We start from the raw sequence: 26,757 nt of genomic DNA, 5'->3' as shown, positions 1-26,757 counted from the left end.
AGTATGTCTCGACTTAACCGCGCCCCCATTATCGATGCCGCGCTCGGCCGCACCCCCTCCCGTCCGCCAGTATGGTTGATGCGTCAAGCTGGTCGCTCACTGCCGGAGTACCGCGCCGCCCGCGAGGGCATCGGCATGCTGGACTCTTGCTTCATGCCGGAACTCCTCGCAGAAATCACCCTCCAGCCGGTGCGCCGCCATGACGTGGACGCGGCCATCCTCTTTTCCGATATCGTGGTCCCGCTCAAGGCAGCCGGCGTCAACGTCGACATCGTGCCCGGCCGCGGGCCGGTGATGGAGAAGGCGGTGAGGGAGAAGGGGGACATCGGCAAGCTGCCTATTCTTGATACCGACGTGCCCGAAGTTGCCCAAGGCATTGCGGGAATCCTCGGCGAGTTGACCGAGACCCAAGCGCTCATCGGATTCGTCGGCGCGCCATTTACCCTGGCCAGCTACCTTATCGAGGGCGGGCCATCCAAGAACCACGAGCGCACCAAGGCGCTCATGCACGCCGAGCCCGAAACGTGGCACATGCTCATGCGCCGGCTCGTGCCCACCATCATTAACTTCCTGCGGGTGCAGGTCGATGCCGGCATTGACGCCATGCAGCTTTTCGATTCCTGGGCCGGCTACCTCAACGAGCGCGACTACCGCGAGTTCGTGCTGCCATATTCGCAGGAAATCCTGGCCAGCGTCGATATTCCGCGCATCCACTTCGGCGTGGGCACCGGCGAGCTGCTGCCGGCGATGTCCGAAGCCGGCTCCGAGGTTATGGGCGTGGACTACCGCGTGGCCATGGACGCCGCCGCCCAGCGCGTTAGCTCCCGCGTGCTGCAGGGCAACCTCGACCCAGCGCTGCTTTTCGCCGGCGACGATGCCGTGCGCCAAGCCGTGCGCACCATCCGCGGCGAGGTCGAGCGCGCCCAGCAGCGCGGCGATATCGACACCCACATTTGGAACCTTGGGCACGGGGTGCTGCCCACTACCGACGCGGAGGCCATCACCCGCGCCGTATCCATCATTCACGAGGAGGGCTAAATGCGTATTGCCATCATCGGTGCCGGCCTCGCCGGCCTTACCGCCGCCTACGAACTGCGCGATCACGACGTCGAGGTTTTCGAGGCCGCCGGGCGCATCGGTGGGAAGCTGTATTCCGTGCCGTTTAATGACGGCCCCACCGACATGGGTGCCGAGGCATTCCTCGCCCGTCGGCGCGATGCCGTGGACTTCTTCCACGCCCTCGGCTTGGGCGGCAGTTTAGTTGACCCGTCAGGTTTGCGCTCGCTGGTCTACAGCGGGGAGCTCAAGGCCCTGCCGCAGGGCGGGGTGATGGGCATTCCGTCGCATTCCGAGCCGGTCGCACACCTAGTTTCGGAGGACACGGTGCGGCGCATCGATAACGAGCAGCCCTTCGCGTGGACCGTGGGCGGCGACGTCTCGGTCGGTGAGTTGGTGCGTCAACAATACGGCGGCGACCTGGTGGACCGCGTTGTTTCCTCGCTGCTGGGCGGGGTGTACTCATGCACCGCCGATGACCTGGGCCTGCGCGCCACCATCCCCACGCTTGCCGATGCCCTCGATACCCTCGCCGCCTCCGGCCCCGTCACCCTCTCTGCGGCCGTGCGCTCCCTCGAGGAATCCCGTGCAGAGAACCCCAGCGCCGGCGGGCCTGTTTTCCAGACCTTCCGCGGCGGCTACGCCGAACTCTATGAGACCCTGGCCGAAAAATCCCGCGCCAAGATTTTCGTTGACACGTTCATTTCTGGCATCACGCGCGAGGGCGATAAGTTCCGCCTGGCCGGCGCGCCGGGCGATACTGCGCCCTTCGACCGCGTGCTGGTAGCTACCCCGGCACCGACCGCCGCGCGCCTGCTGCCCAAGGTGGCTCCGGATGCGGCAACGCGGTTGAAGGGGGTGAAGCTGGCGGCATCGGCAGTCGTGGGCCTCAAATTCGACTCCGACACCGATCCCTCCGGTACCGCGTTGCCACAAAACTCCGGCATCCTCGTCGCCACCGACCAAGATGACGTGCACGCAAAGGCATTCACGCTGTCATCGCGCAAATGGCCGCACCTGGCAGAGCGCGGCGGGGCGCTGGTGCGTGCCTCGTTCGGCCGGTTCGGCGACGACGCCATCGTCCGCGCCGAAGAAGACGACCTCGTGGACTACGCCCTCGATGACCTGCAGCACCTGACCGGCTTCGACGGCCGCGCTGCTGGCGTCGCCGAAATCTTCACCCAGCGTTGGTTCGGCGGCCTGCCGCGCTTTGATGCCACCCACCTCGACACTGTGGCGGCCGTGCGCGATGCCTTGTCTCAATCCCCAGGCGTCGACGTCACCGGTGCCTGGGCCGGCGGCGTGGGCGTGCCTGCGGTCATCGCGGATGCACGCGCTGCCGCCGCCCGCATCGCTAGCAGCTAGCTCGCGCGGCTGCAATTAACGTTTGCTTGCCATTGGCACCACTTGCAGTCCGTGGTGGTTGAAACTAACCCCGGCTGTAGTTGACTCCACTGGGAGCCAGCGCCGGTTGCAGCTAGCGAAGTTGGTGGTTGGTGCTGGCGGTAGTTAAGCATCACCGGCGATGGCGCGGCTGAACCGTGATGCGGTTCGGAATAAGCAGCGAGGCGGATTTGGGCATGCCTAAACAGGCAGCAGGGTTACTGCTGCCTGACCAGGCGCTTGTGGCCAATGCACGCGCGTGCGGAAACCTGACATGCGCGCAGATAATTGGCATGTGCGAGGGCCTGACCCCTCGGCCGGGAATGCCGGTTGGGGCCTGGGCGCTAGGATTCGGCGCTGGGGCCGGGCACGGCATCGGGCACGGTGTCGGCCCAGGGCGGTTGCCACACCACCCGCCCGCGTCTGCGGGCGAGGTGACCGCGGCGCGGTGGGGCATTCGGGTCATCGTCGTTGACGCCGTTGTGGTACGGGCAGCAGGCCGCAAGGTTGGCCATATTGGTATCGCCGCCGTGCTGCCAGGCTTCTAGGTGGTGGATTTGGCACTTATCCGCGGGATAATTGCACCGCGGCCACGGGCAGACAGGATTTTCGGCGGCGGCCATGAGCCGCTGCTTCTCGTTGGCCATGCGCTCGGTGCGGTAGAGGTTCACCGCCCCCTCGAAGGGATGCACGAGGGTGATAAGGCCACGCTCGGAAAGCGTGCGCGCGACCAATTCGGCGCCGGTAAGCCGCGCACCATTGGTGAGTTGGATGGTGATTTCTTCGCCGTCACCGTCGATGATGCGGTCGAGCTCGTCGAGCGTGATGATCGCATTGGTCGTCACCGTCGGCCGCGGGGCGGCGGCGCCGGAGAAAAGCCCCGCGACGGAATCTAAAGGCGCATCCTCGTCCAGGTTGGACTCTAAGTCCGCGATGAGGGAGGATGGCCCGGTAATCGCGAGCGTCCACGGCGCGTCCTTGCGGCGGCGAATGCGCACGCCGGGGCGCGGTGGGGTGGGTGGATTGATTTCACGCAGCTTCTTGCGCGCGAGCTTTTCCATCTCATCGGTATCCGCAGCGGTGCGGCAGAGCTCCACCCGCAGCTGCTACGCCTGGCGCTTGGTCTTGGCGCGCGTGGCGTAGCGCTCGATAACCTCCAGCGTTGGCAGCGCGTGGGCGCGTTCGCGGGCGGCGGCCACGGCGCGGCGTTGTTGCCGGGAAAAGGAGGTGGGGGAGAAGAAGGCATCGGCAAGCGTGAGCAGCGTGCGCGCCGTCCGATTCGGCGCACCGGCCGCGCGCAGCTCGCGGGCGGACATGCCTGTGCACCCGGCGACGATGTCGATGCCGGGCGCCAGGGCCGCGAGGTATGCCTGAAGTGCTGTCATGCCACGCAGCCTAAGGTGATAGCGCAACTAAAGCGCGGCGCGCGAGCGCAGCCTGTGGATAACTCGCCCGAAAAGCGCTAAAAGGCCGCGGTTCGTTGACGCGACATGTGAATAACTAGCCCTTATTGCGGAAAACGAAGATGGACGAGAAGTCCTGATTCCCGTGGCCCATGTCCTGCATCTCGGCGAAGCGCTCGATGGCAGCGGATACGGCGGGCAGGGGCTTATCGGAGGTGCTCTCCATGAGCTTGGCGTCCTTGGCCAGGGCGTCGACGGTGAAATCGCCGGGGTCGGTATTGCGTTCGCCGGTGATGAATGGGCCTTTCATATTCGACATGAACGACAGGCCGGTGATGTCGAGCATCTGCAGGATGACCTCGGAATCGAGCCCCTCGGATTCGCCGAGCTGCAGGGCTTCGAGCAGGCCTTCGGCGGTCACGGCTAGGGCAAGGTTGGCCAGCAGCTTGCCGATGGCCGCCGTCGCCGCCGTTTCCACCCCAATCAGCTTCTCTTCGCCGGCCCAGGCCTCGGCAAGGCCGAGGGCGACCTCGCGGCGGTCATCGTCGGGCGTGCCGACATAAACGCCCAGGTTGCCCTCGCGCGCCGGCCCCAGCGAGCCCACGACGGGGGAGTGGACGTAGGAGCCGACGGCGGCGGCGAACTCGCGGGCATCGTCAGGCGAGACGGTGGTGGTGTCGATCCAGGTAATGCCCTCGGGGATAAGCTGCGGCTCGATGATCACCTCGCGGATCTGGTCGGGGCCGAAGAGGGAGGTGATGATGACCTCGGCGCCCTCGATGGCCGCGGCAGGGGTATCGGCGCGCGCCGCGCCCTCGTCCACGAGCGGTTGCGCGCGCTCAGCGGTGCGGTTCCACACCGTCACCTCGTGCTCGGATAGTAGGTGGCGGGCAAGCTCGGTGCCCATGCGTCCGGTTCCTAAAAATGCAATCTTCATACCTCCCCAGTGTGCCATCTCGGTGGGAATGCTGTTTCTATGACGTGTCACGGAACCGCGGGGAAGCTTAGTGGGTTGCTGTGAATTACGCCGACATGCACAGTCAAACTTTTGTATGTCGCGCGAGTCGCTAGAATGACAGACATGCCTAATACTTCCCAGTCGCAACAGTGGTTCGAGCGTTCCTCCAAAGTGATCCCGGGCGGGGTGAACTCGCCGGTGCGCGCTTTCGGCTCCGTGGGCGGCCAGGCCCGCGTGATTGAGCGGGGCGAGGGATCACGCCTGTGGGATGTCGATGGCAATGAGTACGTCGACCTCGTGAGCTCGTATGGCCCGATGATCCACGGCAATGCGCACCCGGAAATCGTGGAGGTCGTGCAGCGGGCTGCCACCGGCGGGCTGAGCTTTGGCACGCCGACGGAGGGGGAGGCGCTGCTGGCGGAGGAAATCGTCAAGCGCACTGCGGCCGATAAGGTGCGCATGGTTAACTCCGGCACGGAGGCGACCATGTCGGCGGTGCGTTTGGCCCGCGGCTATACGGGCCGCGCGAAGGTGCTGAAGTTTGAGGGGTGCTACCACGGGCACGTGGATGCGCTGTTGGCATCGGCGGGCTCGGGCGTGGCGACGTTCGGCCTGCCGGATTCGCCGGGTGTTACGGGGGCGACGGCGAAGGATACCATCGTCGTTCCTTATAACGATCTGGATGCGGTGCGCGAGGCTTTTGCGGAGAACGAGGGCCAGATTGCCTGCATCATTGCGGAGGCCTCTGCCGGCAATATGGGCACCGTGGCCCCGAATGAGGGCTTCAACGCGGCGCTGAAGGAGATCGCGCATGCCGATGGCGCCCTGCTCATCCTCGACGAGGTCATGACCGGCTTCCGCACTTCGTATAAGGGTTGGTACGGCGTCGATGGCGTGGCGGCGGACTTAGTGACCTTTGGCAAGGTGGTCTCTGGTGGCTTGCCGGCTGCGGCCTTTGGTGGTCGCGCCGAGGTCATGGACTACCTGGCACCGGATGGTCCGGTTTACCAGGCGGGCACCTTGTCCGGTAACCCGGTGGCGATGGCTTCGGGATTGAAGTCGCTGCAGCTTGCCGATGAATCCCTTTACCCCCGCCTGCAAGAAAAGGCCGACCAGCTCGGCGCGATGATTTCTTCCGCGCTGGAGGCTGAGGGCGTGGCGCACCACATTCAGCGCGCGGCATCCATGTTCTCCATTCGCTTCGCAGAGGGCGAAGGCCGCAACTTCGCGGATATGCAGTCCGCGGAGAACTTCCGCTTTGCCCCGTTCTTCCACGCGCTGCTTGAAAACGGCATCTACGTGGCACCGAGCGCGTTCGAGACTTGGTTCGTCTCTGATGCTCTTGGCGATGCCGACTTTGAGCGCATCGATGCCGCCCTCAAGCCCGCCGCGAAGGCCGCGGCCGCAGCGCGTCCCGCACAATAAGGCCTGCGCAACTAGGCCTGCACAATTAGGCCTGCTCAACAAGGAGAGACATGACACGCACCATCGTTCACCTCGTGCGCCATGGCGAGGTACACAACCCAGGAAAGATCCTGTACGGGCGCATTCCGGGCTATCACCTATCCTCGCGCGGGCATTCCATGGCCGCGCGGACGGCGGAAAGCTTCCGCGATCATGATGTGACCTATTTGGCGGCCTCGCCGCTGCAGCGCGCGCAGGAAACGGCGCGGCCGATTGCGCAGGTGACGGGGTTAAATGTGGACGTCGATAAGACGCTCATTGAGTCCGGCAACCAATTCGAGGGCTTGCGCACCAAGGGCCTGCGATCGGCGCTGTGGAACCCGCGGCACTGGCCCAAGCTGACTAACCCGCTGGAGCCGTCGTGGGGTGAGGCGTATGAGGGCATCGCCGAGCGCATGCTCGGTGCGGTCGACCGCGCGCATACCGCGGCAGAAGGCCACGAGGCCGTGCTGGTGAGCCACCAGCTGCCCATCGTGATGGTGCAGCGCACGGTGCTGGGCCAGCGCCTGCCGCATGCGCCGTGGAATCGCGAGTGCGCGCTGGCCTCGGTAACCTCGCTGCTCTTTGAGGATAACCAGGTCACCGATATCTTCTACTCCGCGCCGGCGCAGGAGATTTAATGGCACGCACACGCACCCGTGCGGCAACGCGCGTTGTGGCAGCCGCGCTTTCTGCAACCGCCTTGACCCTTTCTGCCTGCACACAGGACGCCGAAAACGCCCAAAACGCGGTGGCCACCGGCGGCGAGTTCGAGTTCATCTCCCCGGGCGGGGAGCGGGAAATCCACTACGAGGAAGCCGATAGGAAACCGCTGCGCAGCTTCAGCGGCGCCGATGTCCGCGATACGGATAAGACCATTTCCTTGGATGACTACGAGGGCGAAGTCGTGGTCTTGAATTCCTGGGGTCAGTGGTGCGCGCCGTGCCGCGCTGAGGCCGATGATCTGCAGGCGGTGCACGCCGAGCTGCAAAAACGCGACTTGGGCACGGTCTTAGGCATCAACGTGCGCGACTATAACCCGCAGGTATCCAATGACTTCTTGGACGATAACGGCCTGGACTACCCCTCCATCTATGACCCGCCGTTTAAGACGGCCGCCGCGCTCGGCGGCGTACCTACGTCCGTGGTGCCGACCACGATCGTCTTGGATAAACAACACCGCCCGGCTACCGTTTTCTTGCGGTCCATCACCACCGATGACGTGATGGATGTTGTGGATGAATTAGAAAAGGAATAAATGGAATACGCAGCAAATATCGGCGGCCAGTTTGCCGAAGCTGCCACCTCCGGCCCGTTGATCCTCGGCATCCTCGCCGCGGCTCTGGCGGGTCTCGTCAGCTTTGCCAGCCCTTGCGTCATCCCGCTGGTGCCCGGCTATATCTCTTACCTCGCTAGCGTGGTTGGCGGTGAGGTGAGCTATGACGAGAAGCTGGGGGTGGGCGTCGGCAAGCGCAGGCAATGGGCCGTCGTGCTGGCGGCAGCGCTGTTCATCTTGGGCTTTACCGTGGTCTTTGTACTGGCGACGGTCTCGGTCTTTGGCGCGATTTCCGCGCTCACGCTCAACGCCGATACGCTGATGCGCGTGGGCGGTGGCGTCACCATCTTGATGGGCGTGGTCTTCCTGGGGGCTATTCCAGCGCTGCAGAAAGACACCCGCCTGGCGCCAAAGCGCTGGACTACGTGGCTGGGCGCGCCGCTTTTGGGCGGTGTTTTCGCGCTGGGGTGGACGCCGTGCCTGGGCCCCACGCTGGCAGCGATTGTGTCCATTTCCGCCGGCACCGAAGGCATGACCGCCGCCCGCGGCGCCCTGCTCATCGTGGGGTATTGCCTGGGCCTTGGACTGCCGTTCCTGCTGGTGGCGCTGGGGTCCGCGCGGGCGATGCGCACCATTTCGTGGGCCCGCAAGCATTCGCGCACCATTCAGATCATTGGCGGCGTGGCGATGATCCTCGTGGGCCTTGCTCTGGTTACCGGCCTGTGGGGCGAGTTTATTTCCTATATCCAGAAATGGACCGTGGACTACGGCGCAACCCTCATTTAGGAGAAACGTGAAATATATCCGCAAAGCCTGGCGCTGGCTTACCAGCATGCGCACCGCGCTGGCCCTGCTTTTCCTGCTGGCGCTCGCCGCCATCCCCGGCTCCCTCTTGCCGCAGCGCGACCTGAACGAGCAGAACGTGCAGGAGTTCATCGAATCCAATGGCACCGTAGCGGAAATCTACGATAAGCTGCAGCTTTTTGATGTCTTTTCCTCCATCTGGTTCCAAGCCATCTTCCTGCTTTTGGCGGTCTCGCTCATTGGCTGCATCATTCCGCGCTCCATCGATCACTACAAGGCGTGGCGCACGCAGCCCACGCGCGCGCCGAAGTACCTGCACCGCCTGCCGCTGAGCGCCGAGGGGCATTCGGAAAAGAGCGAGGAAGAACTCAGCGCGGAGATCCACAAGCGCCTGAAAAAATGGCGCGTGGCCGAATACAGCCCGGATAAGGATCGCGCCGGGGTGCACGCCTTTTCCGCCGAGCGCGGCTACGGCCGCGAGCTGGCCAACCTCATTTTCCACGTCGCGCTGGTAGCGATCCTGGTCACCGTGGCCGCCGGCCGCCTGGTCAACTACGAGGGCCAGGTCATCGTGGTGACGGAGTCCGGCTCGCAGGGCGGCAATACCTCGCTGGAGCAGTCCACGGAGTTTTGTAATACCTCCACCTCGAACTTTGACTCCTTCCGGGCAGGGCCGCTTTTCGATGGCACTGGGCTCCACCCCTTCTGCATGACCGCGCACGACTTCACCGCGAAGTACCTGCCCAATGGCCAGGCGGAGATGTTTACCTCCAACGTCTCCTACGCGGAGGGTGACGATATTTATAAGGACTCTTCCGAATGGAAGGACTATGAGCTCAAGGTCAACCACCCGCTGCGCTTGGCGCAAAACCGCGTCTACCTGCAGGGCCACGGCTATGCACCGACGGTGACGGTGGAGTGGCCGGATGGTGAAAAGCGCACGCAGACCATCCAATTCCAGCCCACTGACACGACCTTCTTCCTATCTTCGGGCGTGCTGCGCTTTGACCCGCCGGCAGGCATGTACCCGGACCTTTTCGAGCGCCGCCAAAACCAGCTGGCCATCCAGGGGCTTTTCGCCCCGACGGCCGAGTGGAGCGGTGAGAACGGCAAGCTTTTGCAGTCCTCCCACCCGGGCCTGAATGATCCGGCGTTGGCGGTCGATATCTACCGCGGTGATGCCGGCCTCGATACCGGTACGCCGCAGTCGCTCTTCTCGCTGGATTCAAACCTCGTGCACTCGGGGCAGCTGCAGAAGATCGACCGCGTGAACCTGAGCCAAGGCGATGACGTCACGCTTGATGATGGCACCAAGATCACCTTTGACGGTGCCAATGAATTTGCCAATTACCAGGTCTCCTATGACCCATTCCAGAATTGGGTGCTGGCATCCGCGCTGGTCATGTTGGTATCCCTCGTGGCCTCGCTGATGATTAAGCGCCGCCGCGTCTATATTCGCCTGCAGCCGGAGTCTGCCGGCGGCACCACCCTCGAGATGGGTGGTCTCGCCCGCACCGACCGCGCCGGCTGGTCTGAGGAATTCCACGAGCTGCACCGCGCGCTCTTGGAGCTTCCGGATCCAGATGAGGTGGAAGAAGACAAACTCTATACTGATGATTGATCCAACTATAGTTGGATCCCGCTGTGTGCATGAGTAAGGTAATCAGCATTATCCCGCACGTGTGAAGGCTAGGTGGACTCCCTTGCAGATTGATCAGAATCTGTCGAACTTCTCGGATCTCGCGGTGCAGACCGCATTCGTGGTGTACTGCGTCGCGCTATTGATGTCGCTGTTGTACTACGGCCGCATACGCAGCCTCATCGAGGCGCGCCGCGTGGGCCGCTCGGAGGCGTCCAAGGTATTGGTCGGCGCAGGGGCCGAGGCTGGCACCGCTACCGGCTCTGACGCTGCAACCGGCACGGGCGCAACGGATGCCAGCACCGATTACGAAGCTGAGGCAGCCTCCGCGGCAGCAACTATGAGCGAGGAAAAAGTCGCGGAAAAGGAACGCAAGCTGGATAAGCTCGGCGGCATGACCAGCTCGCTGATGTGGGTTGGCATTGCCCTGCATGCCGCTGCCATCGTGCTACGCGGTCTGGCGACGGGCCGTTTCCCATTTGGCAACCTCTACGAGTACGTGTTGATGGTGAGCTTTGGCGTGCTGCTGGTGGGCAATATCGCCATGCAGCGCAAGGAATGGCGCACGGTCTGGCCGTGGATCCTTACCCCGGTACTGGCGCTGATGTTTTACGGCTCCACCAAGCTCTATGCGGAGTCTGCACCGGTGGTGCCGGCCCTGCAATCGCACTGGCTGCCCATCCACGTCACGGTGGTGTCCTTGGGCGCGTCCATCGGCATCATTTCCGGCATCATCTCGCTATTGACCCTGTTGCGCCAGTGGCAGCCAAAGAACGCGGAGCGCGGCATCTTTGGTGCTCTGGCTTATCCGCTGCCATCTGCGGCCAAGATTGACCGTTTGGCGTACCGCTTGGCCGTTATCACCCTGCCCACCTTGGGCCTCGGCATCATCTTGGGCGCCATCTGGGCCGAATCCGCGTGGGGTCGCTTCTGGGGCTGGGACCCGAAGGAAACCATGTCCTTTGCCACCTGGATTCTCTATGCGGCCTACCTGCACGCGCGCGCGACCCCGGCCTTCCGCAAGGCGGCGCCGTGGATCAACGTTTTGGCCATGGCGGCGATGGTATTCAACCTCTTCTTCATCAATATGGTGGTCTCCGGCCTGCACTCCTATGCGGGGCTGAACTAAATGGCCACCAACCATAGCCCGCGCAATAAACAGGGAAAGCCGGCCGGCGATAACGAGCTCATCTTGGGCTTGGGCGCGCAGATTGCGCAGCGGAGGCGTGAGTTGGGCATCGTCCAGCAGCAGCTTGCCGATGCCGCCCAGGTCTCCCGCTCCACCCTCCACACCATCGAGCACGGTGGGGCAGGCGTGCGGTGGGAGAAGGTTACCGCCGTGGCAGAAGCGCTGGGACTTGAGATGCGGTTCGTGCCAAAGGATTAATCCTGGTTGTCGTTCGGGCCCTTTGAACCATTGTTGCCGTCGGCGTCGCGAGTGCGGCGCTGGCGGCGTTTTTCTTCCTCGGCCTCCTGCTTGCGGCGCTGCTTGAAGCGCTCCTTTTCCAGGTTCCACAGGAATTCCTCGTCATCATCGGGGCCCTTGATGGAACGCGGTTGTTCTTCAACCTGGCGGGACTTCCAGGACGATGGCCCAAAGGCCTTCCACACCAGGTAAGCGGCGAGGACAAAAAGCAGTAGGAGGATTAGTCGACCCATGCGGATTATTCTACCTGTACGGCGTACAATCGACCCCCATGACGCACAACCCTGAGCCACCGAAACCAGACCCCGAACTGCGCCGTCGTTCGCGCAAGGCGCTATGGAAATACGGGCTCGCGCGCGTGGTGCTTTTTCTCGCGCTCACCGCGGTCATCGAGCTGCTGGCGGTAGGGATTGGTTTCCCCATTCCCGTACTCGTGGCAGCGCTCCTAGCGCTCTTTGTGGCCCTGCCGCTATCGATGCTGATATTTAAAAACTGGCGCATCGAGGCCACGCAGACGCTGGCGGAGTACTCCGCGCAACGCAAGGCGCACAAGCGCTGGGTACAGGCCGAATTGGAAGGCCGCGCGGAGGCCTAGGCGCGCAAAGCCTAGCCCTGGACTAGATGAGGGCGACGGCGATGGCCTCGATCACTGCCCAGATGAGCATGGCGCGCCCGGTCAGCCCCAGCACGGGGATGAGCTGATGTCCGGTGGCGCCGCGATTGACCGTGCGCACCGCGCGGAGTGCAAACGGGAAGTAGACCAGGCCAGCCAGCGCGAGCCAGCTGCCGAAGGCAACCGCGATGGTAAGTACGAAGGGCAAGAGCAGTAGGCCCGTAAAAAGCAGGCGGGCGTTCTTATTGCCCAGCCGTACCGCGAGGGTGATCTTGCCGGCCTCGGCATCGGAGGGAATATCGCGGATATTATTGACCAGGTTCACCCCGGAGCTCATGGCGCCGATGCCGATGGCCAGGGCTAGGCCCGTCCAGGAAATGCGGCCGGCTTGGGTAAATTCGGTGCCGAGCACGGCGACGAGTCCGAAGAAGACAAAGACGGCGACCTCGCCCAAACCGCGGTAGCCGTAGGGGTTCTTACCGCCGGTATAAAACCACGCACCGGCGATGCACAGCGCGCCGATGAGGATGAGCCACCAGGCACCAGCGGCCAGGGATAGGATGATTCCGGCCAGGCCGGCGACGGCGAAGCAGCCAAAGGCGGCGTATTTCACGTGGCGCGGCTGCGCAAGCCCGCTGCCGGTCAGCCGCTGCGGGCCGGTGCGGTCATCATCGGTACCGCGGATGCCATCGGAATAGTCGTTGGCATAGTTCACGCCGATAATAAGCGCCCACGCCACGATGAACGCGAACACCGCGCGGCCGATATGCCCGCCGCTAATACCGAAGGCCGCGCCCGTACCTGCGATAACGGGTGCGAAGGCGTTGGCCCACGTATGTGGGCGAGCACCATTGATCCAATCCTTGGCGGTCGCGGAATAATTACCGGCTGATGAAGTCATAGCCACCATTGTGCCACTGCGTAGTGGGCGTAAAGCAATCAGGAAGCTGGGGCCTGCGGTGGGGGCTAGGCGTTAAAGACTGCGGCGACGGCCTGGCGGTCTACCTTGCCGGGGCCGGTGGTGGGAAATTCCGCAAGGTGCTTTAAATCTTTAGGCAGCTGCCAACGGGGAAGTTCGGCGTCTTCGAGGGCCTCGAAGATATCGCCAAGCTCGGCATTACCGGTATAGGCGGCCACGATGGCTTGGCCCAGCCGCGGGTGCGGGATACCGACGACGCACGCCTCGGCAACACCGGGCACCCGGAGGATTTCGCGTTCCAAGACCTCTGGGTGCAGCTTCAACCCGCCGGAGTCGATGACATTATCGAGGCGCCCGGTGACGGTGAGGATGCCATCTTCGATGACGCCGGCATCGGAAGTGGCGAACCACCCGTTTCCGGGAAACGCCTCGTGGCTTGGGGCATTGCGGTAGCCCTGCGCGATGGTGGGCCCGCCGAGTAAGATGCGGCCGTCCTGGACGCGGGCCGTCGTACCGGGCAGTGGGCGGCCATCGTAGACGCAGCCGCCGGCGGTCTCGGAGGAACCGTAGGTGGTGGTGATAGTGATGCCCTGATCCGCGGCCGCGGCGTGCAGGCGCGGGTGGATGGCGGCACCGCCCACCAAGATGGCATCGAAACTCTGGAGCGCATCGATGCCCTCCGGCACATCCATGGCTTTGGCCAGCTGCAGCGGGGTGAGCGCGGTGTAGGTGCGGTCGCCGGTGCGGGAGAGCTCCGCGGCGGCGCGGGCGAAGGCTGAGATATCAAAGCCTTCGCTGAGATCGAGGCAGAGCGGATCCACCCCGGCCACCAGGGAACGGACGAGGACCTGGATGCCGGCGATGTGGTGGGCGGGCATCGCCAAGAGCCATTGCCCAGGGCCACCGAGGACCTGGTGGGTGGTATCGGCGCTGGCCACCAGGTTGGCTGGCGTTAATTGCGCGCCCTTTGGGGTGCCGGTGGACCCTGAAGTGGAGACCACGAGCGCGATGTCCTCTGCGATGGGCTCGCCGGCGCGCTGGGAATTGCGCAGGAGGGTGGCGCGGGTGGCATCGGCAAGCGGCAGCGGCAAAAAGCAGGACCTGCCGACAATGGCGGATTCGAGGTCCGGCAGGATGGCCGCGGGGTCATGCGGATCGACGGGCAAGGGGGCGAGGATAGTCACGGCACTAGATCTTAAGGCCACGGCGGGACAAACCCCGGTTGCGGCCGGGGTGAGTCGATACAGGGATCAGCGGTAGGTGTCCTCCTGATCAAAGGGACGTTCGTTATTGGCCTCGGCCTCCTTAATGCGGCGCAGCATCCACACGCGCGAGCCGAGCACGCCCGCGACGGCGAGGACCGCGAGCAGGATACAAAATGCGATGAGCACGGTGCGGGGCACTCCTTAGTAGTAATAGGGGAACTCGTCCCAGTTGGGCTCGCGCTTGTCCAGGAAGGACTGCTTGCCCTCGACGGCCTCATCGGTCATATAGGCCAGGCGGGTGGCCTCGCCGGCGAAGACCTGCTGGCCCATCAGGCCATCATCGGTGAGGTTGAACGCGAATTTCAGCATGCGCTGGGCGGTGGGGGACTTCATATTGATTTCCTGGCCCATGCGGATGGCGGCATCCTCGAGCTCGCCGTGGTCTGCCACCTCATTGACCGCGCCCATCTCATACATGCGCTGGGCATCGTAAGTGCGGCCCAAAAAGAAGATCTCGCGGGCGAATTTCTGGCCCACCATCTTGGCTAGGTAGGCCGAGCCATAGCCCGCATCGAAGGATCCAACGTCCGCGTCCGTCTGCTTAAAGCGCGCCTCCTGGCGGGAGGCCACGGTCATATCGCAGACCACGTGCAGCGAGTGCCCACCGCCGGCGGCCCACCCATTGACCACGGCGATAACCACCTTGGGCATGGTGCGGATGAGGCGCTGGACCTCCAGGATGTGCAGGCGGCCGCCTTCAACCTTGGCGCGGGCCTCATCGACGCTGGATTCATCCGCCGTGGCATCATCGTGGGCGTGCTCAGTGGCGTAGCGATACCCCGAGCGGCCGCGAATGCGCTGGTCGCCGCCGGAACAAAAAGCCCAGCCACCATCTTTTTGCGAGGGCCCATTGCCGGTAAGCAAGATCGTGCCCACATCCGGGGTGCGGCGGGCGTGATCCAAAGTGCGATACAGCTCATCCACGGTGTGCGGCCGGAAGGCATTGCGCACCTCCGGCCTGTCGATGGCGATGCGCACGATGCCATTCTTCCGACCGTCTGCCGCCAGACGGTGGTAGGTGACGTCTGTGAGATCCCCAAAGCCCTCAACCGGGCGCCACAATTCCTCACGGAATGGATTTTCGGTGCTGTATTTCTTTTGCTCGCTCATAGCGCCCAGCATAGTGGGCGCGAAAAAGTTTAGTCCCCATTCCCAACCCTCACCTCTACGCACTGCCCAGCATGCTGGTAATAATCGATACTCAATAACTGCGAGGGGTTACCCCGCAATGTACCCGTGTACCCTGTGCTGGCGCGGTCATCAATACGGTGGGAAGACTCGAACTTCCTCAACCCTTTAACGCCAAAGGGTGCCTAGATGTCCTCGAATTTCCCCTCGAAGGCGGGGGCATACTCGCTGCAAGTGCGTAAAGGCTACCGCCACGCGCGCGGCGTGGCATGACTAAAGCTTCGCTATGGAGTTATCAGTTCCGTATTCCAGTTCAACTGCTGGATGCGGGTATCAAGCTCCCGGTACTGCTTGGAGAGGTCATCGACCCGCTTGCGCAGCTCTGCTACCGGAAGCGTGGCCACGAACTTAATCTCCGCGCGGGAGTAGCGGTCCTGGCGCGCGCCCGCGGCCTGGGCGAGGTCGTGGTAGATGCGGCGGGTGCGCACGAGGCCATCGCGAAGCGCCAGCGCCTGCATCAAGTTCTTCTCGCCATCAAAATCGGTGGCCACGTTCGTGGCATTGATGGCCTGCACGAGCTTATCGATGCGCCCAGTAATGCCCTCCAACTCGCGCAAAAGCTCGGCCGGATCCTCGTCCGGGGTATCGCCCTCCTGCACGCGCACGACGGAGAGCAGGCGCTCGCGCAGCTCATTGAGCCGTTCCTGCGCCTGCGCGCGCTCTGCTAATGCCTCTGCCAGTAACATGGTTCCTCCTTCAGAGTAGGTAGGAACCAACGTAGCCGAGGCAGGGAACTGGGGTCAATGGTTTCTAAGGATGAAAGATGTTTTTATCCACTGCTTAATAGATTTCTTTGGCTGGGGTTCAGTTCTCATTACCCCTGATAGACTTCATCACGCGCACCAACCGCAACCCACCACGCTGGGGTTCAGTTCTCATTACCCCTGATAGACTTCAGGTGTTTGCCGCACCATGCGCCTGCTTTGCTGGGGTTCAGTTCTCATTACCCCTGATAGACTTCAAGACCTTGTCGCCCCATTGGGCGGCAGGCTGGGGTTCAGTTCTCATTACCCCTGATAGACTTCCGTACCACCACGACCCATTGCCGGTGAGGCTGGGGTTCAGTTCTCATTACCCCTGATAGACTTCAGTGCGGCCCAAAATGGGCCGTTTAACTGGGGTTTATTGGTGATCCTGTCTTAAAAAATTACCAGCTGAGATGGTTTATCTTCCACTTCAGCGGTCTCCGCCTTAGAAAACCTGATGGCTTTTGCCCACTGGTTATCAGTGATTGAAATGATCCTGATGTCACCACCTTCCGGAAGATGGGCTTTGATCTGTTTAACGGTAGAAGCGATTCGAGAAGATAAAGGGAAGTATTGGACGTAAACGCTCAATTGAGATCTGCAAAAACCGAGATCCAAGAGTTGATTTCGGAATTTGTTCGCCTCACTAGTCTGCTTCTTAGTTTTAACAGGTAGATCGAACATCACCACACACCACATTGGTTCGCTATCCTTCGCTGGCATCGAGGACCCCTTCCCATCGGGGCACACTTAAATCGCGAACGGCTCCCTCGACGTAGAGACCGTAGTGTTGGCCAAATTCATTAAAAACCGTGCTGAGGGATTTGCCACCAGCTTCAAACACACAAGTAAGGGCGTTGGAAATAGTTGTCTTTTGGGTAGACTCTAATTCCTCGCCATAATTAATTTTCGTGAATACGATCTGATCCACCATGGGCCTGAATGGCTCCATGAGATCGTCGACGAGTGCCCAGTTATTTCCGCGACCGTGGTGAAATACTCCGAGCGTTCCAGACAACCCGGCGCCGACGATGGCACGAATTCCGTATCCACGCAAGAGCGTGTAGCCATAATCTAGCGCGGAATTCCATCCAGGATCGCCAGCACCAGGTAAACGGGAAAATGCTTGGTCATGAGAAAGATAAGACCAATACTTTCGTGCAGCTTGGGCCTCCCGGTTCTCGGGATCCCCGGACTTTACTGTTCGCGAAAGCTTGACTAAGTCGTTTGCTCCCGTTTTGCCTAAAGCCTCCAACACAGATGCCTGACCGTGGATTTTGGCGGCGACTATTCGTGTCCAGGCTTGCTTTTTCTTAGGTAAAGAAAGTTGAGCCTGAGCTTGTTGTCGTGCTCCCAACCTTGAGTGCGGATTCCATGGATAGGCACCGGAGACTGGAACGCCTCGCCAATCGCAGACGATCAATGCAATGTCATAGTCTCCGAACTTTTGAAGTACAGCTCCGCTAATTGAACTCTTGGTGCCAACCAGAACCACTGCAATTTGGGATAGTGGTATTGCGACCTCGGCGGAATCGTCTTTGCCGATGACGAGTTGACCTCGAGAATAGCGAAGTGAACCGTGGAGACTCAGACAGTCTATTACCCGCCATCCAGCATTCATTTTCTTACTCTTCCTTCCAAGAAATTGGCAAGTGTGCATTGCTAGTCAGTCTGGCTCTACCCAACGCATCACGCCTGACAACTGTCGTATTGCCCGCATTAAAGACTTTGTTGATAGATACACGCCATCCCTTGGTATCAATAATTTTCCTAGATCCTAGTGCACAATCGTCGGGCAATCCTTCGGCGCTCATATGCAGTGGACGAAGAGTTAGCAATGAAGGTGAATCAAACCCGTCCAATCTCCAACGACGGACTAGGCTGAATTCGCTTTGCATTTCCTCGATAAGGCCAGTGCGGAAGGTGGATGTATCAATTATTAGCTCGTCATCAGTGACCAACCAACCAAGATACTCCGCTGTGTTTTCTGCTAGTGCCTTTCGCAGCTTTGGTTCTGCTTGGCGGACAGACATGGTTTGTGGTTTGAGCTCCACAGAAAATAGATCTTCGTGGCGGTGCTGCACGAGATCGGTGTTGTAGACACGAAGCATGCAGTAGATAGGTGCCTTTTTCCCGGGGATTTTATAAACGCGCGCATGGTGGAACCGGCTGAGTTTGGCGTACCCGCCTCGTACTTTGATAGCTCCCGCACCTACTGGGAATACTTCGATTTCATCTTCTGCGTCGTACCATGTCCCATGGACGCGAATCCGGCGGTTGGGATTCTCAGGTAGTCCGTCCTTTTCATCGAAGTCCGGTTCGCGGGTAAGGGCGCACCATAGGGCTTCGCTAGAAGCTCGGTCGATATCAGTAACGGATATGGCGTCACCAACCCGAATGGTCTTTAACTCGCTAATGGTGTCTTCGTGCGCGCGGCCGTTTCCTAGGCGCAAGCGCAAATTAGAGGTAACGACGATACGGTCTTCATCCAGAGCAATCTGCAATAGAACAGCCAGCTTCTGCATTTTGGGAATCCAAGCATTCCACACCGCACGGTGCTTATCATCGGAGCCAGTGAACTCTTTCCATTGCGAAGTGCCTTGTAGCAGCTGAGCTTCACGCTTTTTATTGGAGCGAATCGCCAGTGTCTCTGCTACATAGTTGTGAATGAATGCGACAACTGCCGCATCAACTGCGTGGTGGCGGCGGTCAAGACGGGATTTTCCGGTTCCATCAATAAACCGCAGCTTGTCCGTGATACCGGCGGCTCTGCGAGCTTCAGCAGTAAGAGCGCCGCGATAGACATTGACCGTCGCATTTTCCTCTTGGAAGCGTTGCGCCACTCGGCCGCGTAGTTCATTTGCCATCCACGCTACTGATTCCATGGAACGGGCATCTAAGGGCTCATCGACAACCGTGCGATTGAGTCTTTCGCATACGCTTTTGCGAAACTTCTGGAAGTCCTTTTTGGACATTCCGGAGTCCTCTGACCAGTGCCGTGTTCTATCTAACGCTTCTTTGACACTTACGCCTGGGATAGTCGACTTTTCGGCCCACACCGCAAAGGGGATGTTCTTCTTCGCAAGGTTGCAGCGGTGGCAAGTTGCAACCAAGTTATCTCTCGTATTGGTGGAACCCTCGCCTGCGCGTGGGACGATATGGTCCATCTCGCAGGTCGTATAGGTAATGGGAGAACCGCAATAAGCGCATTGACAATTTTGCCTTTGTACGGACTGGTAACGCCACAAATCAGAAGAGCGTACCTTTCCTTCGATACCGAGGTTTTCTTGCATTTTCTGAAAGAGCTCTCGGCTTCGTTTATGACGATTGTTATTTGCGCGGTCAATTTCGATTGCTTTGGATTTGCTGACGAACCCATCGCGAACGTGTTCAATTACTACTGATTTGGGAGCTCCTCATTCGTCTGCGGCAGCTTCTAACCATCGTGCTACCCCCTTGAGGACACGATCTACGGCAGGGTTGCCAACGGGTTCGCCAATCCGAGGAGCAGGAGGAGTCCAATCCTTGGGGATACCAAATTCAGCCAGACGTGCTTCATAAAGGTCTAGGTTTTCGTCGAGCATACGGTTGGTCAGGCGCATTAATGTGTCTTCGCTGTATGCGGCCCGTCCCATGGGAAGGTGAAGAGAATCTAGTTTTTCTTGTTCGGTCTCATCCAAATTTGTAAAGAAGGCTTGTACCTGTGCTCCTGCAGGGGAGTCGAAGTCCTCCACCTCTGAGTTTGACAGCGATTTAAGCATAGCCGCGCGTTCGTCATCTGAGGCGTTTTCCCACCAGTGGGCAAGGGATTTAACCTTGGAATCCAGGATAGTTCTATTGGTGTCATGTACTGGAGGCGTAGCGCCGGCGCGTTCGCCATCATCCGTCATTGTGGCGGTGCCGCGTAGTTGGCCTCGCTCAATATTTAAGATCTCGGCGATCTTTAGCCAGGACGGCTCCTCTTTCTTTGGGAGGTTGACTAGGTAATTAAAGACGATGAGCTTTTCGTCCCGGTCGAGAGGAACTGTGACGCCGTTACGGTAAATTCGGAGATTTCCAGTCAGAGCCGCAATTCGGTATTGCTGAAAAGCATCTGAAGCTTTGAGGGCGCGGAATAGCTTTGGTTGCAGTGGATCTTTGCCTACGCGTCCTTTCTGTGCGCCTTTGGGAGATTCCGCAGCGAAAACAAGATCCAAAATCTGCTTTCGTAGCGTGTCATCAATCTTTTGGACGCGACAGATCTCATTGATTTCACGGGCGTGGTCGATTTGGTGCAGCCTGGCAGAAATTACTGCTTGGTTAACCTGTTCTTGTGGTTTCTTCTTATCTTTTTGCTTACCACCACCGCGCAATCTATCTTTGCCAAATTGAGCAAAAGAAATTAGCTGACCGACGGTAGCGGTCTCAGGAATCTGACGCCCAGTGGAAGCTTCCAGTTCTTTGCGTATTTGTTCAAATGCATCGCTTGGCTTGTCGGGCGAGTAAAGGCTCGACACCTTCCAATATGGATTGCGCCAGCCACGGTGATTGGCAATGTGACGAAAAGCGATAGAAAGGTATTGTCCTCGCTGAGTATCGTCAGAGATATAACCATTGACAAGGGCTACGCGTGCATGCCAAGGAAGATAAGGATCGGAATAGCGCTCGAAGGGGAGTGTCTCCCACCCTTGTGCAGTGAGAAAATTTTCTAGCTTTACCATGCGGCGCCGTCGACGGCGATAAAGGCGGCGCGTTCGACGAGCTACACCAGAAGAAGCGAGTCGAGTTACTGCCCTTTTCTGTTGATCTGGATCTAGCCCAGAGTCGTGAATGAGCGAAACGGAGCTCAGGATGCTAACCGGCTGGTCATTGTCATCGACTTCGATGGCAGTGCACCCCAATGAGTAGGTGCCGACATCGATACCGACGCGGTATAGGAGAGACATAAGGATAAGCCTTTCAGATACAAGAAAAGCCGAACCCGAAGGTTCGGCTGGAGCATTCTTCAACGCCGGAAACGGGCCGACGCTTACTGAGGTTCAATTCTCGAGGTACATTCTATCCGATTATTTATTGGACTTGTTGATGCGATGAAAAATTTCCCTCTTTTGGGGTTAGTATAAATTGAATACAATGGACGGTGTGTGCTGGAGTGTTCTTACTTAGGTATTGATAAGTACGGCTGATAGTATGAACCTATGAACATCGATGACGTGCTCGACCGCGCCCACGTAGTCTCCCTCCCGCTGGCCGTGAAGTTTCGCGGCATCACCACGCGGGAGGCGTTGCTGATTGAAGGGCCTGCCGGTTGGGGTGAATTTGCGCCGTTCCTGGAATACGGGCCTGCGGAGTCGGCCGCGTGGCTGCGCGCCGGGTTGGAGGCGGCCTACGAGGGCTTTCCGGAGCCTGTCCGAGAGTGGGTAGAGGTCAACGCCACCATTCCCGCCGTTCCCGCTAGCGAGGTTCCGGCGATTGTGGATCGCTATCCCGGCTGCCGGACGTTCAAGATCAAGGTGGCGGAGAAAGGCCAGACGCTTGCCGATGACATCGCGCGCGTCCACGCCGTCCGCGATCACGTCAGCGCCCGCGGCGTTATTCCTGTGCTGCGCGTGGACGCCAATGGCGGCTGGAGCGTGGCCGAGGCAGTAGAAGCCGCCCAAGCGCTCATGCCGCTGGACTATATGGAACAACCCTGCGCGAGCGCGGAAGAATTGGTGGAGGTGCGCAGGCAGCTCATGCGCAATGGGCTTTTTGTGCGCGTGGCCGCGGATGAATCCATTCGCAAGGTTGAGGATCCGTACCGCGTGGCGGATCTGCAGGCGGCAGATGTAGCGGTGGTGAAACCCGCGCCGCTGGGCGGGGTGCGCCGCGTCCTCGACGTGGCACAGCACCTGCGCGAACGGCATATGGATATTACGGTGGCCTCGGCGCTGGATACCTCCATCGGCATCAATATGGGCCTAGCGGCGGTGGCGGCGTTGCCACAAATCTATGACGACGAGGACATCGACGTCACCCCGGCCGCAGCGGGCCTGGCCACGGGAAGCCTCTTCGAAGAAGACGTCACCGCGCCCCGCCAGCTACACGACGGCCACCTGCGCGCCGAAATCCTCGCCCCAGAACCGGACCGCCTGTCCGACCTAGCCGCGTCGGCCAACCGCCGCGACTGGTGGTTCGAGCGCCTGCGGGAATCGTGGCAATTCCTGTAGTTGCTCCTAAAGCATAAAAGCGCCTGGCAATTGCCAGGCGCTTTTATCTATCTAAACCTTAGACCAACTCGTGAGTGAGGTTGGCTGGGCGGGTGTAGGTATTAACAACCGGGGACCACTTGATGGCGTCGTCCACGATCTTCTGCAGGGTTTCCTTGTCGGCGTCGCCGTCGATGTCGACCTTAACGTTGACGTCGGAAACTCCTGGGCGCTTGTCCTCGCCCAAGTCACCAACGCCCCAGGTTGGGGAGAGGTCGATGTCGCCGACGATGTCGAGCTCCAGCTTGGTCAGGGTAACGCCACGGTGCTGGGCGATGGCCTGGATGCCAACGTTGATGCAGGCACCAAGACCAGCCTGAGCGACCTCGGTGGGGTTGGGTGCGGAGTCATCGCCAAGCAGCGGCAAAGGCTCGCCCACCTTAATGGTGTGGCCGCGCACGGTGGTGTTATTGCGGAAGAGACCGTCTGCCTCAGTGTGGGAGCGGACGTGCTTCTTAGCGCCCTCAGGGTTGTCGATGTTCTTCTGCGCTAGGTCGTTGAGCTTCTCGCCGTCAATGGGCTCGAGAGCGTCGCCTTCTTTGTGGTTCGGGGTGAGATCAGACATTAAATTGCTCCTTGTATCAGACGATTATTTACTGATGGCGCCATGGTAGCTCGAAGGTAAATATAAATCTAGAACGAGAGGTCTATTTTGTAGAGAAAGGCAGGTCTGTGATGAATAAAAATAAGGACACCGCATTTCCTGGCTTGTGAATTTAGAAATTGACACCATAGTGTACCTAGCCTAGGTTCATTCTGAACAAACCACTTGGTCTAGTTGAGAAAGAACATATGGTGCACAACCGAAACCTGTCGCGACGGCAGATACTGCGCAGTGCAGTGGCAATGGGTGGGGTAGCAGTAGGCTCGCAGATGCTATCTGCATGCTCCTCGCCGCGGCAGGAAAGCAACGCCCAGTCCGGAAAATCTGGGCAGGGCGGGGAAACCCTCACCATCGGATTCGTGCCCATCGCGTGCGCGTCACCGTTGGTTGCAGCCGATGGCTTGGGTGCCTTCGCAAAGCAGGGGCTCAACGTTGAGCTGCGCAAATTCGCGGGGTGGGCGGATCTCTGGACCGCCTATGCCACCGGCGCCTTAGACGTGGCGCACATGCTCTCGCCCATGCCGCTGGCCATCGATGCCGGGGCTACCAATGCCTCCCGGCCCACCGAATTGGCCTTTACGCAAAACACCAACGGGCAGGCACTGACCTTGTCCACCTCCCACCTGGATACCGTGTCGCGGCCTGAGGATCTAAAGGGCATGGTGCTAGGCATCCCCTTTGAGTATTCGGTGCATGCGCTCTTGCTGCGCGATTACCTCGTGGCCGGCGGGGTGGATCCGGTCTCTGATGTGGAACTGCGCCTCTTGCGCCCGGCCGATATGGTGGCACAACTTTCGGTAGGCACCATCGACGGGTTTATTGGCCCAGAGCCCTTCAACCAGCGCGCCCTGACTACCGGCTCGGGCCGCGCCTTTGTTCCCACCCGCCAGATGTGGGAAAACCACCCGTGCTGCTCGGTTGCCGTGGCCAAGGAAGTGGACCGAGACGTGCGCGACCGCGTGGTCGCGGCGCTGCACGAAGGTGCGCAGTACGTCGATAGCCCGCACCACGTCCATGAATCGGCCTCCATGCTGGCCAAGGAGAAGTACCTGAACCAGAAAGAAGAGCTAATCTCGCGGGCGCTGGCCGGAAATTACACCACCTGGGACGGCAAGGACCTGGTGGATCCACAGATGATTAAGTTCGGCGGCAGCACCTCTGCCACCGCAATTACGTGGATGGCCGCCCAAATGGCCCGCTGGGACCTGGGCGGAAAGGCAATGCCGCTGGATGACCAAGCGCTGCTAGATGTCACGAAATCCGTTTTGCCGCGCGAGGCCGATCTCACTACGGACCCAGTGGAGATCAACGGCCATACCTTCGATCCCCTGCACCCCACTGCCGGATACCAGCGTTAAGGACTCCCACGCTTATGACGACACTGAAAAATCAGAGCGCTCGCACCAGCACAGCGCACTCCACTGACACCCACTCAGCAGCGCCCCATTCGGGCCGCACCGCCAGCCGGAAGAAGCGGCGGGAGAGCCCGTGGAAGGCAATGGGCCTGGGTGTTGCGCTTTTCATTGCCTTCATCGCCATCTGGCAGGCGGTCGCGGCCGCGGGCTGGCTTTCCGATATCGCCCCCACTCCTGCGCGCACCTGGGATAGGGCCGTAGAGATCCTTTCTGATCCCTTCTACCGGGATGGGTCGGCCTCGGTGGGCATCTTTTGGCACATGGTGGCCTCTCTGCGCCGCGTGCTCATCGGCTTTGCCATCGCCATGGTGATCGCTATTCCGCTGGGCTTTTGGCTGGGGTCCTCGGCTACCTTCCGCCGCGCGACGGATCCCTTTGTCCAGATCCTGCGCCCCGTGTCCCCGCTGGCGTGGCTGCCACTAGGCCTGGCGCTGCTTCGCGATGCCGAAAATACCGCCGTCTTCGTCATCATCCTCTCTGCCTTGTGGCCGACGCTGCTCAATACCATCGAGGCGGTCCGTGGGATTCACCCCACGTATAAGAACCTAGCGGCCACGCTCGGCACGAACCGGATGCAACAGCTCCTCTACATCGTCGGGCCGGCTGCGCTGCCAGGGATTATCACCGGCATGCGGCAATCGCTATCGACCGCCTGGTTAGTCATCGTGGCCGCGGAAATGCTCGTCGGCGGCCAAGGCGTCGGTTTCTTTGTCTGGAATATGTGGAACCGCCTCGATATTGACGCCATCGTCGTGGTCATCGTGCTGATCGGTGTCATCGGATTAGCTCTGGATTACCTCGTTGCTTCCCTGCAGAAAGTGGTGCGCTATGACTAATGCCCATATCGAATTTGCTGGTATTACCAAAAGCTACGGCCCAACCAAGATCATTGGGGATACCTCAGTATCCATTGGGGAGGGCGAATTCGTATCCCTGCTGGGGCCATCGGGCTCCGGCAAGTCCACCATGCTGAATATGATCGCGGGCCTGGCATTTCCCTCTACCGGCGAGGTGCGCGCGCGAGGCGAGGCCGTGACCGGCCCAGGCCCAGACCGCGGTGTGGTATTTCAAAACCACGCGCTGCTGCCGTGGATGACGGCGCGTGGGAATATCGAATTCGGGCTGCGTTCGGCTCGCCCGGAACTATCAAAGGCGGAGCGCACCCAGATTGCACAGGAGTTCCTCGATGAGGTCAGCCTGGGCCATGCGGCAGATAGGCGCCCATCGCGGTTATCCGGTGGCATGCAACAGCGCGTCGGTTTGGCGCGCGCCTTTGCCATCGGCTCGGATATCTTATTGCTCGATGAGCCCTTCGGCGCATTGGATGCGCTTACCCGCCGCCAGCTGCAGTCGCTGTTGCTTAACGTGTGGGAAGAAAACCGCCGTACGGTGGTCATGGTCACCCACGACGTGGATGAGGCGGTTTTGCTCTCGGACCGCATCTTGGTGATGTCGCCGGGGCCAGAGGCCACCATCATCGAGGACATCGAAGTGGGCTTGCCCCGCCCGCGCAGCGGCAGCGAAGACTCCGCGGTGGTGGAGCGGAAAAATGAGCTGCGCGAGCGGCTGCTGGGGCTGCTAGAAAACGGCTAGAGCGAGAGGATGTTCCTATATAGGTTGTCAACTTCGTGGGTGGGCTTGTTGGGCGTGTGTTGACTTTAGGTTGCTGCGGCGTTGAGTCTTTTGCCTTCTTTGCGTTTTCGTTCATAGAATTGCCGGGAACGCTCGTGGAATCTGATCGATGCAAAAGACGATTGCCATAGGGCGTTCTTTAATTTTTTGTTGCCAGCCCGATTGGGCGAATTCGACATAAGGGCCTGACCCCCGAAATGTGGACACGTCGGGGGTAGCTGTGCTGCTTTAGTTAGTGTAGCTGAAGTCTCGGCTTCAAAGACATCAGGAGCTACAAGATTGCACCAGGAGTGGCGCCTTCGGGTGTTGTAGTCCATGCACCACCGGAAGATTTCCTGGCGGCAGCTGATTGGACTTTCAAAGAGTTTCCTATCACGCAGTACTTCCCGCTTTAAGGTGGCGTTAAATGATTCTGCCAGGGCATTATCGGCACTCGTTCCAACCGCGCCCATGGACTGGCGTACACCTAACGATGAGCAGTAGTTTCTAAATGCTTGTGTGAAGTGTCCCAGGTTTTGTTCCGTTTGAGTAGATGGGAAAATCTGGAACGTGCCGAGAAAATTTGACCAGGATGCCAAGGATCGTGTGGTCCGTCTCGTGGAAGACCGCATCTTGGCGGAAAACATGTCGATGTGGGCCGGGCTGGTTTTTAAGACCGGGCGGTTTGAGTGCCTTCCTGGGTTTGGTGCCATTGGTTGGCGTACTCAGTCGGCGGGATAAACCCTAGGCTCGAATGAGGATGATAGGTATTATAGCGCTT

General features: G+C 60.3%; 24 protein-coding genes and 5 pseudogenes. 15 read left to right on the top strand and 14 right to left on the bottom strand.

Annotation, left to right across the window (positions count from 1 at the left end; all coding sequences use genetic code 11):
- Positions 1–3: 3 nt before the first annotated feature.
- A complete protein-coding gene (gene hemE / locus QP891_RS09445; protein ID WP_284771012.1) occupies positions 4–1,038 on the top strand; it encodes a uroporphyrinogen decarboxylase in 1,035 nt (344 codons plus the stop codon).
- Complete coding sequence (locus QP891_RS09440; RefSeq protein ID WP_284771013.1) at positions 1,039–2,421, top strand: protoporphyrinogen oxidase; 1,383 nt, start codon at positions 1,039–1,041, stop codon at positions 2,419–2,421. It abuts the gene before it with no gap.
- 362 nt (positions 2,422–2,783) lie between these two features.
- Here QP891_RS09440 and QP891_RS09435 read toward each other — a convergent pair.
- Both QP891_RS09435 and QP891_RS09430 read right to left on the bottom strand, forming a co-directional pair.
- Positions 2,784–3,824 (bottom strand): annotated as a pseudogene (locus tag QP891_RS09435) (HNH endonuclease signature motif containing protein).
- A 115-nt stretch (positions 3,825–3,939) separates the two neighbouring features.
- On the bottom strand, positions 3,940–4,779 hold the full coding sequence (locus tag QP891_RS09430) for an NAD(P)-dependent oxidoreductase (protein ID WP_284771014.1): 840 nt from the start codon (positions 4,777–4,779) through the stop codon (positions 3,940–3,942).
- 135 nt (positions 4,780–4,914) lie between these two features.
- On the opposite strand from QP891_RS09430, the gene hemL reads away from it, so the two are divergent.
- The 7 genes from hemL to QP891_RS09395 all read left to right on the top strand — a co-directional run bounded on the left by hemL (position 4,915) and on the right by QP891_RS09395 (position 11,349).
- On the top strand, positions 4,915–6,225 hold the full coding sequence (gene hemL, locus QP891_RS09425) for a glutamate-1-semialdehyde 2,1-aminomutase (RefSeq protein WP_284771015.1): 1,311 nt from the start codon (positions 4,915–4,917) through the stop codon (positions 6,223–6,225).
- 50 nt (positions 6,226–6,275) lie between these two features.
- Entirely contained in the window at positions 6,276–6,884 is a 609-nt protein-coding gene (locus tag QP891_RS09420; protein ID WP_284771016.1) for a histidine phosphatase family protein, read from the top strand.
- A complete protein-coding gene (locus QP891_RS09415; protein WP_284783272.1) occupies positions 6,884–7,501 on the top strand; it encodes a TlpA disulfide reductase family protein in 618 nt (205 codons plus the stop codon). Before QP891_RS09420 ends, QP891_RS09415 begins: the two co-directional genes overlap by 1 nt.
- A complete protein-coding gene (locus tag QP891_RS09410) occupies positions 7,502–8,305 on the top strand; it encodes a cytochrome c biogenesis CcdA family protein (protein ID WP_284771018.1) in 804 nt (267 codons plus the stop codon). It begins immediately after the preceding gene.
- A 7-nt stretch (positions 8,306–8,312) separates the two neighbouring features.
- A complete protein-coding gene (locus QP891_RS09405; RefSeq protein WP_284771019.1) occupies positions 8,313–9,944 on the top strand; it encodes a cytochrome c biogenesis protein ResB in 1,632 nt (543 codons plus the stop codon).
- Positions 9,945–10,026: 82 nt separating this feature from the next.
- Entirely contained in the window at positions 10,027–11,091 is a 1,065-nt protein-coding gene (gene ccsB / locus QP891_RS09400; RefSeq protein WP_284771020.1) for a c-type cytochrome biogenesis protein CcsB, read from the top strand.
- Positions 11,092–11,349, top strand: coding sequence for a helix-turn-helix domain-containing protein (locus QP891_RS09395; RefSeq protein WP_023016668.1), 258 nt, complete (start codon positions 11,092–11,094; stop codon positions 11,347–11,349).
- On the opposite strand, the gene QP891_RS09390 is transcribed toward QP891_RS09395, so the two are convergent.
- Positions 11,346–11,621 (bottom strand): hypothetical protein, encoded by a 276-nt coding sequence (locus QP891_RS09390; RefSeq protein ID WP_284771021.1) that lies wholly within the window; start codon positions 11,619–11,621, stop codon positions 11,346–11,348. The genes QP891_RS09395 and QP891_RS09390 overlap by 4 nt on opposite strands.
- A 38-nt stretch (positions 11,622–11,659) precedes the next feature.
- On the opposite strand from QP891_RS09390, the gene QP891_RS09385 reads away from it, so the two are divergent.
- A complete protein-coding gene (locus tag QP891_RS09385) occupies positions 11,660–11,983 on the top strand; it encodes a DUF4229 domain-containing protein (RefSeq protein ID WP_284771022.1) in 324 nt (107 codons plus the stop codon).
- Between the two features lie 22 nt (positions 11,984–12,005).
- On the opposite strand, the gene QP891_RS09380 is transcribed toward QP891_RS09385, so the two are convergent.
- From QP891_RS09380 to cas9, 8 genes and pseudogenes are all read right to left on the bottom strand, one after another.
- Positions 12,006–12,911, bottom strand: coding sequence for a 1,4-dihydroxy-2-naphthoate polyprenyltransferase (locus QP891_RS09380; protein ID WP_284771023.1), 906 nt, complete (start codon positions 12,909–12,911; stop codon positions 12,006–12,008).
- 56 nt (positions 12,912–12,967) lie between these two features.
- Positions 12,968–14,104 carry an o-succinylbenzoate--CoA ligase gene (gene menE / locus QP891_RS09375; RefSeq protein WP_284771024.1) on the bottom strand — a complete coding sequence of 379 codons (1,137 nt, stop codon included), beginning with the start codon at positions 14,102–14,104 and terminating at the stop codon, positions 12,968–12,970.
- A gap of 66 nt (positions 14,105–14,170) precedes the next feature.
- The gene (locus tag QP891_RS09370; protein ID WP_023028231.1) at positions 14,171–14,311 is read right to left on the bottom strand and encodes a hypothetical protein; all 141 of its coding nucleotides are present in this window, start codon (positions 14,309–14,311) and stop codon (positions 14,171–14,173) included.
- A 15-nt stretch (positions 14,312–14,326) separates the two neighbouring features.
- A complete protein-coding gene (locus QP891_RS09365) occupies positions 14,327–15,295 on the bottom strand; it encodes a 1,4-dihydroxy-2-naphthoyl-CoA synthase (RefSeq protein ID WP_034653771.1) in 969 nt (322 codons plus the stop codon).
- 302 nt (positions 15,296–15,597) lie between these two features.
- Complete coding sequence (locus QP891_RS09360) at positions 15,598–16,059, bottom strand: DIP1984 family protein (RefSeq protein ID WP_284628522.1); 462 nt, start codon at positions 16,057–16,059, stop codon at positions 15,598–15,600.
- A gap of 453 nt (positions 16,060–16,512) precedes the next feature.
- Positions 16,513–16,842: a CRISPR-associated endonuclease Cas2 gene (gene cas2, locus QP891_RS09355; protein WP_005281056.1), complete on the bottom strand. Its 330-nt coding sequence runs from the start codon at positions 16,840–16,842 to the stop codon at positions 16,513–16,515.
- On the bottom strand, positions 16,826–17,740 hold the full coding sequence (gene cas1 / locus QP891_RS09350) for a type II CRISPR-associated endonuclease Cas1 (RefSeq protein WP_284771025.1): 915 nt from the start codon (positions 17,738–17,740) through the stop codon (positions 16,826–16,828). The genes cas2 and cas1 overlap by 17 nt, the downstream gene beginning before the upstream one ends.
- Before the next feature lie 4 nt (positions 17,741–17,744).
- A pseudogene (gene cas9, locus QP891_RS09345) lies at positions 17,745–21,044 on the bottom strand (type II CRISPR RNA-guided endonuclease Cas9).
- A gap of 252 nt (positions 21,045–21,296) precedes the next feature.
- Here cas9 and QP891_RS09340 point away from each other — a divergent pair.
- Positions 21,297–22,307: an o-succinylbenzoate synthase gene (locus QP891_RS09340; RefSeq protein WP_284771026.1), complete on the top strand. Its 1,011-nt coding sequence runs from the start codon at positions 21,297–21,299 to the stop codon at positions 22,305–22,307.
- A gap of 58 nt (positions 22,308–22,365) precedes the next feature.
- On the opposite strand, the gene QP891_RS09335 is transcribed toward QP891_RS09340, so the two are convergent.
- On the bottom strand, positions 22,366–22,911 hold the full coding sequence (locus tag QP891_RS09335; RefSeq protein ID WP_284771027.1) for an OsmC family protein: 546 nt from the start codon (positions 22,909–22,911) through the stop codon (positions 22,366–22,368).
- 227 nt (positions 22,912–23,138) lie between these two features.
- Here QP891_RS09335 and QP891_RS09330 point away from each other — a divergent pair, with 227 nt between their 5' ends.
- From QP891_RS09330 to QP891_RS09320, 3 genes are read left to right on the top strand one after another with little or no spacing between them, the layout of a single operon-like run.
- Positions 23,139–24,308, top strand: a complete 1,170-nt coding sequence (locus QP891_RS09330) for an ABC transporter substrate-binding protein (RefSeq protein ID WP_284771028.1) — start codon at positions 23,139–23,141, stop codon at positions 24,306–24,308.
- A 14-nt stretch (positions 24,309–24,322) separates the two neighbouring features.
- Positions 24,323–25,201, top strand: coding sequence for an ABC transporter permease (locus QP891_RS09325; protein ID WP_284771029.1), 879 nt, complete (start codon positions 24,323–24,325; stop codon positions 25,199–25,201).
- Complete coding sequence (locus QP891_RS09320) at positions 25,194–25,958, top strand: ABC transporter ATP-binding protein (protein ID WP_284771030.1); 765 nt, start codon at positions 25,194–25,196, stop codon at positions 25,956–25,958. The genes QP891_RS09325 and QP891_RS09320 overlap by 8 nt, the downstream gene beginning before the upstream one ends.
- Before the next feature lie 74 nt (positions 25,959–26,032).
- On the opposite strand, the pseudogene QP891_RS09315 reads toward QP891_RS09320, so the two are convergent.
- Both QP891_RS09315 and QP891_RS09310 read right to left on the bottom strand, forming a co-directional pair.
- Positions 26,033–26,182: pseudogene (locus QP891_RS09315) on the bottom strand (IS110 family transposase); the annotation flags it as partial.
- A gap of 99 nt (positions 26,183–26,281) precedes the next feature.
- A pseudogene (locus tag QP891_RS09310) lies at positions 26,282–26,509 on the bottom strand (integrase core domain-containing protein); the annotation flags it as partial.
- On the opposite strand from QP891_RS09310, the pseudogene QP891_RS09305 reads away from it, so the two are divergent.
- Positions 26,501–26,717, top strand: a pseudogene (locus QP891_RS09305) (hypothetical protein). The pseudogenes QP891_RS09310 and QP891_RS09305 sit on opposite strands and share 9 nt — an antisense overlap.
- Positions 26,718–26,757: the final 40 nt, after the last annotated feature.

Source organism: Corynebacterium sp. MSK310, from assembly GCF_030227355.1.
GTDB lineage: Bacteria > Actinomycetota > Actinomycetes > Mycobacteriales > Mycobacteriaceae > Corynebacterium > Corynebacterium rhinophilum.
This window is presented reverse-complemented; position numbering and strand designations above follow the sequence as displayed.